Origin of the sequence: Fibrivirga algicola, assembly GCF_011742925.1 — a bacterium.
GTDB classification, from domain to species: domain Bacteria; phylum Bacteroidota; class Bacteroidia; order Cytophagales; family Spirosomataceae; genus Fibrella; species Fibrella algicola.
In genome coordinates this window covers 410,007-424,062 of sequence record NZ_WAEL01000001.1, presented here as the reverse complement: position 1 = coordinate 424,062, position 14,056 = coordinate 410,007, and the positions used below count along the sequence as shown (strand labels likewise).

The window sequence follows — 14,056 nt, the reverse complement described above, 5'->3', positions numbered from 1 at the left end:
AGCAGCATCCCCCCATCAGCGTCGTATAAACCGCATACTTCGTTGACGGATACCATCGGTGAGGCGAAGTACATAAACGCCCACCGGCAAGTCGAAAACGGGGAGATCGAGCGAAAATAAGCCGTTTGAAAAGCGGTTCAGAAAGAAGCCTGCTTTCTCAAGATGCCCTGCCGAACTGTATACTTCGGCACTTACTCTTGCGGCACCCGGCCGCAGGTACCGGATCAGCAGCGTAGTGAGTACCGGATTAGGATAGGCAATAAAAGTGCTGTCATCGGCACCAAAACTCAGCAGCGAATCGGCTACGCTAGTGCTTGTCCAAGCCGAGCGGCGAACGAGCTTATCATCAGACCAGCCGACGCACTGCTGTTGCGTTACGCGCACCCGATACGTACCTGGCTGGTTGACGATCAGGCTTGCCTTTGTTGCGTTGGCGATCGGCTGCTTGTCGGTAAACCATTGGTAAGTATACTGGGTATCAGGTATGACGTCCAGCGTCAGACTGGCACCGACAGGAAGCTGAATGACCTCGTCGGTTGGCGTTACTGTCACCTTGTTGACCGTAGATTCCCGTACCGTTACCTCGGGCGAATGCCCAACGCAACCGTTTTGGGTGGCCTGAGCTTGGTAAACGCCTTCCTGCGCAATTGTTAGCGATGAACTAACGACACCTGTCGTTAATGGCGCACCATTACGGAGCCAGCTGAGCGTGGTCCCGTAATTGACCGCCGCCACCAACTGAACGAAGGGTTGACCGGGACACAAAAACTGATTGGCTGTGGCAGGCGAAACCTGCACAGCCGGGGTGAACACCTGCACCTTAACGGGAACCGACAGCCCGGTACAGCCACTCCGATCGGTGTAGCGGAGGGTGTAGGCGCCCGCTTCCTGAATGGGGCAGTCGGGCGAACTAGCTTCCAGAATCTGAACCCCGTCGCGCAGCCATTCGTATTGAACACCCGGAATATCCTCCGTTTTCAGGGTAAACGTAGTTCCAGCACAGATCGTCGTATCTGATTTGGCCAGTAGAGCCAGGCCGGGTAGCGTACATTTCACATGCCGGCGACCACTGGCGATAAGTGTAAAGGGCTGAGTTCCGCTCTGCAAGGTGCCTTTGTGGGTGACCCGAATGGTGTAGTTCTGCCCCGCCACAGGAGTAGCAATGTATACCTGCTCTACATTGTCGCGACTGTTATCGGCTTTAATAGCGGCGTCGGTCGGGCTGGCGGGATTGAGCACAAAGGGCAATGCTGTCTGGCTGCCAGCGACTACCCGCAGATCAAGGTCGTTCACCAGCTTGGGCGCACGATTATTCAGGGACGACGGCAGCAACGGGTTTACTGTTCCCTCCGGATCGGTCCAGCAAATGGTGATGACCAGCGGCTCACTACCCTGTGCCGTTACGGTAGTGGTCCAAGTCTGCCCCTGCGTAAGGGTCGATTCGTTGATCAGGTGCGCCTGGTTGGCATTCTGCACAACGGCCGCTGCGGCTTCGGTATTGAGCAAGCCCCAGCCCTGCCGGTAATCGGGGCCAATTGCGGGGGTAAGTCGGTTTGCCGTGTGAATAGCCAGTCCTTTTACGGTAGCCGACCGCAGAAACTTACCATTGGTTTGGCGGGCATATAACTCTTGTATCAACAAAAGCGAACCGGCCACATTGGCCGCCGCCATCGACGTACCTGTATTGGTACCGTAGGCCCCCACACCGTCTGATAACGTCGAGTAAACACCCGTGCCAATACCCAGTAAGTCGGGTTTTATCCGACCGTCGTCGGTAGGTCCCCAACCGCTATAAGGAGATACCAGCAGGCGGGTGGGATCATTATCACTGTTGAGCGACACTTCGGCCGCGCCAACCGTCAACACGTTTTTAGCGTTGGCTTCGCCGGGAATAACATCGTAGGCATCGTTGCGGCTGCGCGCCAGCGTGCTCTGCTGATCGGTGCTGTTCAGGTAGTAGGGCGTGTTGGCGGGGGGACCCGTTTCAGCACGTTTGTTATCGGCTGAGCGCACCATCAGCAGGCCGGGATTAGCATAAAGCAGTTTGTCTACTTCTCGGGCTTTGGTACTGTAAAAGCCAAACAGGTAATCTTCGGTAGCACTGACGGTTGTGTTGCCCCACCACTCCCACTTTCGGCTGGCGTCGATGCCGGGGCGGTTCAGATTCTGTACCCAACCCGACAATGGCCCGTAGGCATGCACCGACACCAACAGGTCGGCCGCAGCCGTCGACAACTCAGCTAAATCGTTGGTGTAGTCCCACACGGCCAGCGATGCGCCATAAGCCATGCCCCGGGCCTCGGGCACAATACCGGCCGCTATCAGCGTACCCGCCATGTGTGTAGCGTGGTTACTCAACACCGCACTGGCATTACGCATGGTGACCCGGCCCCCAAATTCGCGGTGCTCGGTCAACACCCGTCCACCATCCCAGAGTCCCAGTCTACCCGACACGAAGCGTGTGCCTCCGTTCAGAAACAGGCCGGTCAGGTTCTGGCCATACAGCGACTGGGTACGTGTGCCCTGCGCCGCTTCAGTATTATGCAATCCATACACGAGCGGATGCCCGGTGGCGTCGCCTCCCAAATCAAGTGTAGCCCGATGACTGGCATACGATTTGCTACCCCGCAACGCCGACGGCCCACCCACGTCAACCAACTGGGTCGATGGAGCAGGCCGTGGCGTGATGTATGGGGTGATATAGGTCTGCGCCTGAACGACAGCCGATGCCAGTATACTGACAATGAGCCCATTTACCAGCCCCTTACTCAGAACATGGATACGATTAACTACTTGGGGCCATGCACGATCAAAGGAAGTCAAGAGAGGTAAAGTCGTTTAGTACTTGAGCACTGCTTTCACCGCACCAACCTGGGCGGTATCAGTCACTACTTGTACAAAAAACGTACCGGCTGGCAGGCCAGTGAGGTCTAGCGTAGCCGAGCAGCGAGTCAGCACCCGGCTCATCGTTGTCGTCTGCTGTAGCACGCCGCGCGCGTCGAGCAGCCTGACCGTTGGCATTGGTCCCGAGTCGGGCGCAGCGACCTCAACGGTGAGCTGATTCCGCGTTGGATTCGGATACACCTTCAGGCTTGCCTCCAACTGAGGTTCAACCGCCAGAATAGCGACGTACAGTTCCTCAGAGATAGCATCACCACACCCATTTACATTAGCCCGGACTGAATACCTCCCGGTATTCGATGCAACGAATGTTTGCCCGGTAGCACCCGACACAGGAACGCCATTTTGAAGCCACTGATTACCCGACGCCGCATTTGACGTTAAGGTCTGCCCCGACAGCACAATCGTTGGTAACTGTGGCTGAATGATGGTCACTCCCACCGTCGACGAAGTAATGGGCGTGCAACTGCTACCCAACCGCAAGGCATATTGCCCACTGACACCGGCCGCATAGGATTGGCTCGTAGCGCCCGCAATCGCCTGTCCATTCAGCAACCACTGGTACGAAAGTACCTCGCCAGCCACCGCCGTTGTCGACGTAGACCGAAGAGTCACCGTACCGCCCAGACAAGCGGTAGTTGAAGTCAGGGCGGCCAGTGAAACTGTGGGTGATGGCAGCGTAGTCACCGTCACCGCCGTTCGTTGAGCAGCCGGGCAATCGAGTGGGCGCAGTTGCATGTCGTAGAAATAATACCAGGCCGTCCGTAGCGTATCGGTCGTGTTGAAGAGCGACCCTTTGCTGCTGGCAATCACGTCGCCGTTTTGCGCGCGCAAAGCATACGGAAAGGCGAAGCTCGACCCCGATCCGGCGGTTACCGAGTTGCTCCGGAAAATGGTAACGCCCTCTTCGTACTCGATCGTGATCTTATAATCACCCGGCTCCGGAATCGACAGGTTCAGCGGATAAACAGCCCCGGCATCATTCGGATCGTCGGCCTGTTGCCCACTGCTGAGCGTTTGCGATGCAGGTAACGTTCGGGTAGCCACCACATCGATCGTAGTGCTGGAAATGACCGTTTCGTCGAACTTACGTACCTGGAAGGTCAGTCGGCCCGGCGCACCCGTGTAGATCCGCGCCCGCTCGATGCGCAACGGTACTTTTGTGCTGATCAACGGTTGAGGGCCAAAATTGCCCGCGTAGCTACCACCCTGAAAATCGGTCTTCGCCGCTGGCCCTAATCGCCCGGCAAAATCGTTGGTGGTCACGTAGTACACAGAGCGCGCCGCCGCCGTTGTCTGATTACCTACCGCCACCAACGTACCTGAGGTGGGAGCATCATACCAGAACGCAACGCTGTTTCCTGTGTTTCGTAGGGTTACCGTCGGATCTGTGCCACAGGCAGCGGCAGAGAACGTCCCCGTAACGGTACCTACGCCAATAGTACGACTGACAACCAGTCGGTTATTGGTTGTATCCTGGTCACCGGCCAGTGCAATGGTGGCAACAAACCGGTAGGCTTGTCCCGTCGCCAGGGACACCGATGCGGGCAGATCAAACGACACGAGCGCATCGCGGTAAGCGCGTAACGATGGCACGGTGCTGGACAGCGACGCCACAAGCTGATTGGCGGCATTGATAACCTGAAGCGTGACGGGCAGGTTACGCTGCTCGGTGCCACCATTGTTTCGCACCCGAACCGCCACGTTCTGCGTGTTGGCGCAAAACGCAGAAGCCCCTTCCAGCGCAACCGCCGTTACATCGGTCTGCGGGGCAATCACCCGCAACAGGTATTCCTGCGTTTCGCCATTGCCGTAGCTGCCGCACGGTTGTACCGAAGTAGCATCGGTCGTTTCTACCGCTACAATACGCAGGCGCACCAGCGTACCCGCCGTCACGCTGGCGGGGGCCGTCAGCGTCGACAGGAACGTACCGGGGCCATTCAGCACGCCGGACGTACCCAGCAGTTCACCGGCATCGGTAAAGGTACCGTTGGCATTCCAGTCGGCATACACGTTAACTACAGCAGCCTTGGCTGCACCGCACGTACCGGTAGTCACGGTGAGCGGAATAGGCTGGCTGGGTTGTATTTCAGTAACCGCCGCCGTGGTGCTCATGAAATCAGTGTAAGTGGCACACCCTTCTGCACCTGCCTGGTTCACACCGGCGAATTGAACACGGGCAATCTTTGTATCGGCCGACGAGGTAGCGGCAGATGTGCAATACGCGGCTCCCCCGGCGCCGCTTACCAGCAGGGCATAGGCCTGTCCGGCAGTACCCGTCAGCGTGCCTTTATGGCTGATCGTCAGTGTGTAGGTACGTCCCGGAACCGGATTTGCCACATACACCTGCTCTACGTTATCGCGGATATTATCACCGGGCTTCGCCGCCTGGCTGGGGTTTTCGGGGTCCAGTGTCCAGGGCTGTAGAATGGTCTGGCCATCGCTGAGGCGGGCATCCAGATCGTTGACCAATTTAGGGGTCCGGTTATTGAAGCGGTTGGTGCCGGTAGTCGCCGTTGCCTCCGGGTCGCTCCAGCAGATGGTAGCCACCAGCGGGCCGCGTCCCGACGCAACCATTGTCACCGAGAACGATTGGCCCTGCGTGAGGGTACGTTCTTCGAGGAGGTTGCTCTTGTCTGCATTCAGGATTACCCGGGCAGCGCGTTCCACGTTCATCAGACCCCAGCCAGCCTGATAGTCAGGGCCGATACTGGCACCTACTTCGTTGGCCGTATGAATTATTAGCCCCCTTAGCGTAGCCGCCCGCATAAGTTGACCCGCATTTAGCTGCGCATAATACTCCTGAAGCAACAGGGCCGACCCCGACACGTTTGGCGATGACATAGACGTGCCGCTCAACGCACCATAGGCGAAAGAAGTCGACGACGCCGTTGAGATTACATTGACGCCTACGCCCACAATATCCGGCTTTATCCGGCCATCATCGGTTGGCCCCCAGCTACTGAACGAGGCCAGACTTACGTCGGAGGGCCGGCTGTAGCCATTGGTGATCGACGCAACGGCCCCTACCGACAGAATATTCTTTGCTGTTCCATAAGTCGAAATCTGGTCGTATCCAAACTGAGTATCACGGGGCGTCGTACTCAGCCGGTTGCCGTGCTGCACCAGATAATAACCCTGACCGGCTGGTGGCCCACCTTCAGCGTGGCTATTACCCGCCGATTTTACAATCAGGTAATAGGGTGATGCATTGGCGATACGGTCCCAGGAACGGGCGTTATCCTCGTAGAGGCCAAACTTAAAGTCCTGCGTAGCATTCAAGGTCGTATCACCATACCACTCCCATTTGTTGGTAGTGGTGCGGCTGTCGTTGTAGTTCCAGCCCGCGATTGTTCCATACGAATGGTTTGACACCAGCAGATCAGAGGCAGCAAGCGTCATCTCGCTGATATCATTGCTAAAATCCCAGGCTCTGAGATTGGCCCCCGGCGCCATGCCCTTCGCCAGCGGATTAATACCTGCTGCTGCCATCGTTCCCGACACGTGGGTGGCGTGGTACACGTTTTCGCTTTCGCGATTGGTGGTCGATGGATTATCCTGCTGAATTACGCGGCTCCCAAATTCAGGATGGGCGGCGTACACTTTTGCGCCGTCCCAAACACCCAGGCGGTTGCGCACGACTTCGCTGTTACCACTTAGGTTCACGCCCAAACTTCCGCCACTATACAGGCTATTGGTGCGGGTAGTGTTGGCGGCGCGGGCGTTGAAATCAACCATGTCGTAGAGCAGGTTGCCGGTTTGCTCATCAATACCCCGTAGCCGACGGGTAAGGCCGTTTCCAGCCGGTTCTTCAATAGCTCTCCCCTGCTTTTGCGCCGCTAAAACGGCCTTCTGATAATTGGCCGATCGTTCGGCGGTCAGGGTTTGCTGAAGAACCTGTAGTTGGTTTTTCTGAGCTACGCTATACTGCGGCAGAGGCTGAGCAAGCGCTGGCCCACCAAGCAGCAGGACAAGCCCGACAAGTCGGTAAAAATTGGGCATAGGTTTATTAATGAAGAAGTTTGTCGTCTAAACAAATCTACATGGTAATTACTGTTTATGCACGCTGTCCGTTGCAACCCAGTGCATCTTTTCACAACAATGTTCCAGAACAAATTTACCTTTCTTTGGAAAGAGTCTAAACAACCTGTATCTTCGTTACGCTTTATCACCAACGTATGAACTCATTTCAAGAACACGAATCAGAGCAGCCCGCAACGGCTACCTTCTACCTGCTTCCTCTTCTCGGACACACCCTGCGTAACACGCCCGATTGCTCGCTGAAAAAGTGCTGCAAAAAGTACAAGAAGGGTAAACGCTGCAAAAGCTGTCCGGATAAATAGAGTTCGTGGTTTACAGTTTGCTGTTCAGAATTGCAGGCCTCAGGTCAGCGTGCGTATGTTTATCCGCGCAATCATGAGCAATAACCTGTAAACGTTCCCGCATGCACCTCTACCTCCACGTTCCCTTTTGCAAACAGGCTTGCCACTACTGCGATTTTCATTTCAGTACAAACCTGCGCGGAAAACGACAACTGGTCGAGGCTATGGCGAAGGAGATTGACCTGCGGCATACGTACCTGCCTCCTGCGCCGCTGGAAACGATTTACTTTGGCGGGGGCACGCCCTCCCTCCTGACCGAAGCCGAACTCGACCACCTCTTCGAGGCAATACACCGCAATTTCACGGTTTCCCCTTCAGCCGAAATTACGCTCGAAGCCAACCCCGACGATCTGGCCGATCCCGTTCAATTGGCCCTATTTCGTCGGTATGTCAATCGCCTGAGCATTGGCATCCAGACATTCGACGAAGAGACGCTTCGGTGGATGAACCGGGCCCACAACGCCACAGAGGCTCAACTCTGCGTGCAGCGTGCCCGCGATGCCGGTTTCGACAACCTGAGTATCGACCTGATCTACGGCATCTCGGAACGTACCTGGGCTACCGATCTTGCCACCGCCATTGCCCTCGACGTACCCCACCTGTCGGCCTATAACCTGACGATAGAGCCCGACACGGCCTTTGGGCGGTGGGCGGCAAAGGGGAAATTAACGCCCGTCGATGAAAACCTGTCGGCCCTGCAGTTTACCGAGCTCGACGTTGCCCTGACTGCTGCCAGGTACGTTCACTACGAAATCTCGAACTTTGCGAAAGAAGGGCATTTTGCCCGCCACAACACAGCCTATTGGCAGCGAAAGCCGTACCTGGGCATTGGACCGTCGGCGCATTCGTACAACGGGCCAAGCCGGCAGCACAACGTGGCCAACAATGCGCGCTATGTGCAGGCACTGGCTACCGATCAGATCCCCGCCGAACGGGAAGAACTATCACAGGCCGATCAGGTAAACGAGTACCTGCTGACTGGGTTACGAACAATCTGGGGCTGTACGATCAGTGAATTAGACGCTTTACTGGGTCGTTCGTTTATGGCAGAACAGGCACGCGAACTGGCGCAGCTTTCGCAAACAGGCTGGCTGCAAACCACAAACAACGTGCTGATGCTCACCGAAACGGGCAAACTCTTCGCCGACCGCGTGGCAAGCGACTTGTTTGTCGACTAAGTTTGTAACACTATGCAGCCTATAAAAGGCGTTAATCGCCTACGAACGCCACCACAGCCGGACACCCAGCCCGTAACGCCGATGCCTCCACCAAACCGGTCCTCATCTGGACGACCTGCCTCTGGTTCTTCTGCCCGCCCAGCCAAAGCGAAGCGGTCGGCCTCGTCGCGATCGACCCTGGGCTCGGCTATCCGGCACAATTGGCTGCAAGTACGTACCTACGTGCGGCAACGACCCTGGCTCAACACAGCCTACACCCTGATTAGTCGGACAATTCTGGTGCTTTTCCTGGCCTCGGTTGCCTGGGTAGTCATCCTAAAATACGTACCTGTCTGGTTTACGCCCCTGACCATCAGTCGGAAACTGGACACGATTGGCACTGATAAATCGAGCAAGATTTACAAAACCTGGCGGCCCTATAGCGAGATCAACCGGGAAGCGGCGCTGGCTGTGATTGCTTCCGAAGATCAGCAGTTTCCCTACCATTGGGGGTTCGATTTCGACGAAATCCAGGACGCCATTAAAGAAAATCAGACCCGTAAACGACCACGCGGGGCCAGTACTATTTCGCAACAGGTAGCCAAAAACGTATTCCTCTGGACGGGACGCAGCTACATTCGTAAGGGTCTGGAAGTGTATTTCACGGTGATGATCGAGTTGATCTGGGGGAAAAAACGCATTCTGGAGGTGTACCTGAACGTGGCTGAAACCGGGCCCATGACTTTTGGTGTCGAAGCCGCCTCGCAACGGTTCTACGGTCATTCGGCCTACACCCTTAACCGCGACGAAGCCGCCCGGATTGCCGCAGTGCTCCCCAACCCGAACCAGTTCTCGATCAAAAAACCGTCGAGCTACATTCAGCGCCGCACCCGACAGATCGCCCGCCAGATGCGCGCCCTGGGTGGTCAGAAATACATCCGAAATCTGTAAGAGGCGGCAGCAGATAGGTACAGACAACAGATGCAGGAGGTGTCTGCATCTGTTGTCTGTACCTATCTGCTGCCGCCCAGGAAAAATCCTTTCTCTCCTGCCAGCGAATGCTTTATTTTCGGATGCTCGATCCATCATGAAAAAGGCATTCGTTTTCTTACTGCTACTTGGGCTGGCAGCCTGCCAATCGTCTGACCCAAAACCAGAACCTACCCTGGACTCGGCTACGAGCGTCGCCTTGCGGTGGGGTCAGATGACACTCGCACTAATGCATCAGCTTCCGTTTAACTCCCCTACCTACGGGTCACGGCTGCTGGGGTATGCCGGGCTGACGATGTACGAATGCGTGGTGAACAGTAGCCCAACGCACCAATCGCTGGCCGGGCAGTTAAGCGGGCTCACGGCGTTGCCCAAACCCGAAGTCGGACAGCCTTATAATTACCCGCTAGCCCTAAATGCAGGCCAGGCAATGATCCTGAAAAAACTAGCTCCCTTTGCGCCTGAAGCTCGCCTGCGCCGGATCGACTCACTGGCTGTCAGCATAAACGGCGAGTTGGCGGTCAACGAAAAGCCTGAGGTTGTTAGCCGGTCTTTGGCCTACGGAGAGGCCATTGCCGAGGCTATTTTCAACTGGTCGAAAACCGACGGTGGGTATGAGGGCTACAAGCAAAATTTCAATCCTGCATACGTGTTCCCACGGGGAGCGGGTTATTGGACTCCACCCACCAACGGCCAGATAATCACGGGATTTCCGCTTCACCCGGCCTGGGGTCAGAACCGCACCTTCGCCCCGGCCAATGGAACGTTACCCGTGCCGGCCATGACCCGCTACTCCACCAATCCGAAAAGCAGTTACTACCTGGGGTATCAGGCGGTGTACCTGAAAAATAAACGGCTGACCCCCTCCGAAAAAGCCATTGCCGCCTGGTGGGCCGACGACCCAACTGAGACCTTTTCGCCGCCCGGCCATTCATACAGCATCGCCAATAGTGTCGTTAAAACCTCGGGGGCTGATTTGGTAAAAGCCGCCGAAACCTACGCGCGCGTGGGCATGGCCGTGGCCGACGGATTCGTCAATTGCTGGAAAGCGAAATACACCTACCACTGCGAACGTCCCTCTACCTACGTTCGGGCTAACATTGACCCCAATTGGACACAATTCTGGCCCGAACCGCCCTTCCCGGCCTTTTATTCCGGCCATTCGGTGCAATCGGCCGCGGCCGCTACGGTTCTGGCGTCTTTGTACGGCCCCCGGTTCCGGTTCGTCGACACCTCGCATGCAGGCAGGCCACGCGATCAATTTCGCCGTATCGACTACGTACCCCGCGCGTTTAGCTCGTTCTGGGCCACTGCCGAAGAGGCGGCCCTTTCGCGTTTTTACGGTGGTATTCATACGTTGCAGGACAACCAGATTGGTCTGGAAGAGGGCAAGAAGATCGGCCAGCACATCAACGCGCTGAACTGGTACCGCTAAACACGCGCCGGTTGCTCCTGCGGTTGCTAGGGTTCTTCGTACCTTTGTCGGATGAAAGCACACCGCGCTGGCGACCCCAACTACGTAAAGCCAAAAAAACACCTCGGCCAGCATTTTTTGACCGATATGAGCGTATCCATGCGGATTGCCGAACTGCTCAGCGGGCATGCCGGTCTGGATGGTGTACCGTACAAGAAAGTGCTTGAAATTGGCCCCGGCACAGGCGTTTTGACGCAGTTCCTGTTAAAAGACAATCGCTTTGAACTCGACGTGGTTGAAATAGATACCGAATCGGTAGCGTACCTGAAACGCAACGTACCTGAGCTGAAGGGGCACATCATCGAAGGTGATTTCCTGCAAATGAAGCCCACCGATTTCTACGATGAGACGAAAGAGCCGTTTGCCGTGATTGGCAACTTCCCCTACAATATTTCGAGCCAGATTTTCTTTAAGGTGTTGGAAATGCGTGACCGCGTGCCGGAAGTGATCGGCATGTTGCAGCACGAAGTAGCCATGCGGCTCGCCTCCGGCCCCGGCAATAAAGACTACGGAATCCTAAGTGTATTTCTTCAGGCCTGGTACGATGTTACCTATGAGTTCAAAGTTGGCCCGGAAGTATTTAACCCACCGCCAAAAGTGCATTCGGGGGTTATTCGTTGCCGCCGCAATGGCAAGAGCGACCTCGGTTGCGATGAGCGCAAGTTCACACAGGTAGTAAAGCACGGATTCAACCAACGTCGCAAAACGCTGCGCAACGCCCTAAAACCCCTCGGCATCACCGAAGCCGCCGCCGCCAGCTCCTTCATGGACAAACGCGCCGAACAACTCAGCGTCGCTCAATTTGTAGAGCTAACGCTACTGATGATGGCATAGGGTTAGATTTAGTTTGACGTTGCTCCGATAACTAGCAAACCTGTTAGTTAATGAAGCAACGTCAAACTAAATCTACGTCGCTGGTTCTCGTTCCAGATGGCTTTTTACGCTGTTAGATGAGGCTTCTTCTAATGGATTTGTCAGTTAGCAGCGCAACATCAAACGACAAACATCAAACCGCTTTTTAAGATACCGTTCCTCCGTTCCAAACCGATTTGCTCGGTGGTAGCATAGCAAGAGCACCGTCGGCGTCTTCGGCCATTAGAATCATGCCCTGCGATACGTGGCCCATCATTTTGCGGGGAGCCAGGTTCGCCAGAAACGTCACCTGCTTACCAATCAGCTCTTCGGGCGTGAAGTGCTTGGCAATGCCGCTCAGTATCTGGCGACCGCCCATACCATCTTCTACCTGTAGCTTTAGCAGCTTATCACTTTTCGGCACGCGCTCGGCCTCGGTAATGGTGCCAATGCGAATATCGAGTTTAGCAAAATCATCGTACGTAATTTCCTCTTTCAGGACGGGCACAGTCTTCAGCGCCGCTTCTTCGAGAGCTTCGGGGGTTCCGGTTGTTGGTGCATCGGCAGGCAACGTACCTGCATTTTCGGTTGCGTTCATCTCTTTTGTCTTGTTCAGTTTGTCGATCTGCACCTGAATAAAGTCGTCTTCCAGCTTGGCAAACAGCAACTCGGCTGGGGCCAGTTGAGAGCCTTCTACTAGCAAGTCGATACGGCCGGCGTTTGTCCAGTCGAGCTTTTCGAGCAGGCCCAGTTGCGCGTGTAATTTCTGGGCGGTAAATGGCAGGAACGGCTCGCACAGGATGGCCAGATTGGCAGCCACCTGCAGGGCCAGATTCAAAATCGTGTTGGCTCGCTGCGGGTCTGTTTTCACCACTTTCCACGGCTCAGTTTCGGCAAAATACTTGTTGCCTAGCCGCGCCACGTCCATCAATAAGCCCAACGCCTCGCGGAACCGGTACTGTTCAATAGCTTGTCCAATCCGGTCGGGATACTGCGCCAACTCGTCCATTAGCGTCTGATCGATAGCCAGTTGCGCCTCGTCGGCCGGAACAGAGAACGCAGGTACGTGGCCCTCGTTAAACTTGTGAGTCAGCACCACGGCGCGGTTCACGAAGTTGCCGAATATACCTACTAGTTCAGAGTTGTTGCGCGTTTGGAAATCCTTCCACGTAAACTCCGAGTCCTTGGTTTCGGGCGCGTTGGCCGCCAGCACGTACCGGAGCACATCCTGCTTGCCGGGCAGCTCGTCGAGGTATTCGTGCAGCCACACCGCCCAGTTGCGCGAGGTACTGATCTTGTCGCCCTCCAGGTTCATAAACTCGTTGGCAGGTACGTTATCGGCCAGAATCAGGCTCCCTTCGGCCATCAGCATGGCGGGGAAGATGATGCAGTGGAAGACAATATTGTCTTTACCGATGAAGTGAACGAGCTTGGTCTTGTCGTCTTTCCAGTACAATTCCCAGTCACGCCCCTGCTCGGCGGCCCATTCTTTGGTCATGGAGATGTAGCCGATCGGAGCGTCAAACCAGACGTAAAGCACTTTCCCCTCCGCATCGGCTAGGGGTACTTTAATGCCCCACTCCAGATCGCGGGTCATAGCGCGGGGACGCAGCCCTTCCTTCAACCACGACTGGCATTGGCCAAACACGTTGGTTTTCCACTCGGTATGACTGTTGACGTACTGCTCAATCTGAGGCTGCATGCGGTCGAGGGGCAGGTTCCAGTTTTTGGTCTGCCGCTTCACCGGTTTAGAGCCTGATAGCGTTGAGTGGGGCTCGATCAACTCGTTCGGGCTCAGCGCCGTACCGCATCGTTCGCACTGATCGCCGTAGGCATTCGGATTGGCGCATACAGGGCATGTACCTACGATGTAGCGATCAGCCAGAAACTGATTGGCGACCTCATCAAAATACTGTTCGGTCACCTCTTCGTCGAAATAACCCTTGTCGTAAAGGGTCGTAAAAAACTGCTGCGACGTTTCGTGGTGAACCGGATTCGAGGTGCGCGAATAAATGTCGAACGAGATACCAAACTGTGCAAACGAGTCTTTGATCTGCGTGTAGTATTTATCGACCACCTGCTGCGGCGTACTACCTTCTTTCTTGGCCTTGATGGTAATGGGGACACCATGCTCATCTGTACCCGAAATGAAAGCTACATCTTTACCCGTTCCACGGAGGTAACGCACGTAGATGTCGGCTGGTAGGTAGCAACCGGCCAGGTGGCCAATATGTATGGGTCCGTTGGCGTAGATGAGCGCCGCCGTAACGGTATAGCGTTGTGGATTTTCGAGCATAAAA

The 14,056-nt window shown here is 55.7% G+C and carries 8 protein-coding genes; 5 read left to right on the top strand and 3 right to left on the bottom strand.

The annotated features are described in order from the left end of the window. Positions 1-15: 15 nt before the first annotated feature. Positions 16-2,823, bottom strand: a complete 2,808-nt coding sequence (locus F7231_RS01700) for a S8 family peptidase (RefSeq protein WP_166690682.1) — start codon at positions 2,821-2,823, stop codon at positions 16-18. 15 nt (positions 2,824-2,838) lie between these two features. Beyond that, positions 2,839-6,903, bottom strand: a complete 4,065-nt coding sequence (locus F7231_RS01695; protein ID WP_166690681.1) for a S8 family serine peptidase — start codon at positions 6,901-6,903, stop codon at positions 2,839-2,841. Positions 6,904-7,079: 176 nt separating this feature from the next. On the opposite strand from F7231_RS01695, the gene F7231_RS01690 reads away from it, so the two are divergent. From F7231_RS01690 to rsmA, 5 genes are all read left to right on the top strand, one after another. Then, on the top strand, positions 7,080-7,244 hold the full coding sequence (locus tag F7231_RS01690; RefSeq protein ID WP_166690680.1) for a hypothetical protein: 165 nt from the start codon (positions 7,080-7,082) through the stop codon (positions 7,242-7,244). Between the two features lie 101 nt (positions 7,245-7,345). Then, a complete protein-coding gene (hemW, locus tag F7231_RS01685) occupies positions 7,346-8,461 on the top strand; it encodes a radical SAM family heme chaperone HemW (RefSeq protein WP_166690679.1) in 1,116 nt (371 codons plus the stop codon). Positions 8,462-8,473: 12 nt separating this feature from the next. After that, a complete protein-coding gene (gene mtgA, locus F7231_RS01680) occupies positions 8,474-9,391 on the top strand; it encodes a monofunctional biosynthetic peptidoglycan transglycosylase (RefSeq protein WP_198172141.1) in 918 nt (305 codons plus the stop codon). 136 nt (positions 9,392-9,527) lie between these two features. Further along, a complete protein-coding gene (locus tag F7231_RS01675) occupies positions 9,528-10,865 on the top strand; it encodes a vanadium-dependent haloperoxidase (protein WP_166690678.1) in 1,338 nt (445 codons plus the stop codon). Positions 10,866-10,916: 51 nt separating this feature from the next. After that, positions 10,917-11,738 carry a 16S rRNA (adenine(1518)-N(6)/adenine(1519)-N(6))-dimethyltransferase RsmA gene (gene rsmA, locus F7231_RS01670; protein WP_166690677.1) on the top strand — a complete coding sequence of 274 codons (822 nt, stop codon included), beginning with the start codon at positions 10,917-10,919 and terminating at the stop codon, positions 11,736-11,738. 184 nt (positions 11,739-11,922) lie between these two features. Here rsmA and metG read toward each other — a convergent pair whose 3' ends face one another. Further along, the gene (gene metG, locus F7231_RS01665; RefSeq protein ID WP_166690676.1) at positions 11,923-14,052 is read right to left on the bottom strand and encodes a methionine--tRNA ligase; all 2,130 of its coding nucleotides are present in this window, start codon (positions 14,050-14,052) and stop codon (positions 11,923-11,925) included. Positions 14,053-14,056: the final 4 nt, after the last annotated feature.

What these genes read in the sequence shown, in the direction of transcription:
- mtgA (WP_198172141.1), top strand. Translation starts at nt 8,474, where the DNA reads ATGCAGCCTATAAAAGGCGTTAATCGCCTACGAACGCCACCACAGCCG.
- rsmA (WP_166690677.1), top strand. Translation starts at nt 10,917, where the DNA reads ATGAAAGCACACCGCGCTGGCGACCCCAACTACGTAAAGCCAAAAAAA.
- F7231_RS01690 (WP_166690680.1), top strand. Translation starts at nt 7,080, where the DNA reads ATGAACTCATTTCAAGAACACGAATCAGAGCAGCCCGCAACGGCTACC.
- F7231_RS01675 (WP_166690678.1), top strand. Translation starts at nt 9,528, where the DNA reads ATGAAAAAGGCATTCGTTTTCTTACTGCTACTTGGGCTGGCAGCCTGC.
- metG (WP_166690676.1), bottom strand. Translation starts at nt 14,052, where the DNA reads ATGCTCGAAAATCCACAACGCTATACCGTTACGGCGGCGCTCATCTAC.
- F7231_RS01695 (WP_166690681.1), bottom strand. Translation starts at nt 6,903, where the DNA reads ATGCCCAATTTTTACCGACTTGTCGGGCTTGTCCTGCTGCTTGGTGGG.
- hemW (WP_166690679.1), top strand. Translation starts at nt 7,346, where the DNA reads ATGCACCTCTACCTCCACGTTCCCTTTTGCAAACAGGCTTGCCACTAC.